This is a genomic window from Mesorhizobium sp. M7A.F.Ca.US.006.04.2.1 (genome assembly GCF_004022915.1).
GTDB lineage: Bacteria > Pseudomonadota > Alphaproteobacteria > Rhizobiales > Rhizobiaceae > Mesorhizobium > Mesorhizobium ciceri.
Window position 1 is genome coordinate 1 of the sequence record NZ_RZQA01001519.1, and the last position, 679, is coordinate 679.

The 679-nt window shown below is 63.8% G+C and carries 2 pseudogenes; both read right to left on the reverse strand.

The features are described from left to right. Window positions 1-169 (reverse strand): annotated as a pseudogene (glyA, locus tag EN925_RS38460) (serine hydroxymethyltransferase); the annotation flags it as partial. A 173-nt stretch (window positions 170-342) separates the two neighbouring features. Then, window positions 343-679 (reverse strand): annotated as a pseudogene (locus EN925_RS38465) (Na+/H+ antiporter); the annotation flags it as partial.

Here is a 679-nt window from a genome sequence, read left to right on the forward strand (position 1 = left end):
CCTCAAGCACCGCGCGGGAAACAATGTTTTCCGAGGCGATCAGCTCGATCTCGTGGCGCTGGCGGCCGAGTTCGTTGCGGATGGCGCCGAAAATCTCCGGATCGGCGTCGGCCAGCGTGGTTTCGAAGAAGGATTCGAATTTGTTCGACACTGCCGCTGCTGTTGCCATGGCCTGAAATCCTCGGGGTTCGGGGGCAATTTTGTTTATGCATGTCGTTGCCCAAACCGCTGTACACTTTTGGGCAACCTGCACGCGGCGCCATTAACACAGTTGTTTCCGCCCCGCCACGTTTGCCACGCGAAATTTGCTGGCCGGATTGCGCCAGCCAGGCCCGCGCGTCGTTATTTCCTCGCCTTCCGGCCCCTCAGCAATGCCTCGGTGAGCGTGATCTCGGTAAACAGCGCCTGCGACGTATGGTCGTTGATCTCGCCGCTGCGAAACATGGCGCGCACGGCTTCGCGCTCGGCTTCGATGCCCGCAAATCTCAATTCGAGCTCCAGCCTTCCGGCTTCACGCGCCTCGGCGCGGGCCTCATCGGCTTCGTCCGAGGCGGCGATGCGGCGCCGGTACCCGGCGACGATGCTGTCGGCGGCGGCAAGCCTGGCGCCGGGCACCTCGCCTCCCTCATCATCTGCGGCTCCGGCGATGCTCTCGATGCGCGCGATTGCCGCCTTGGCG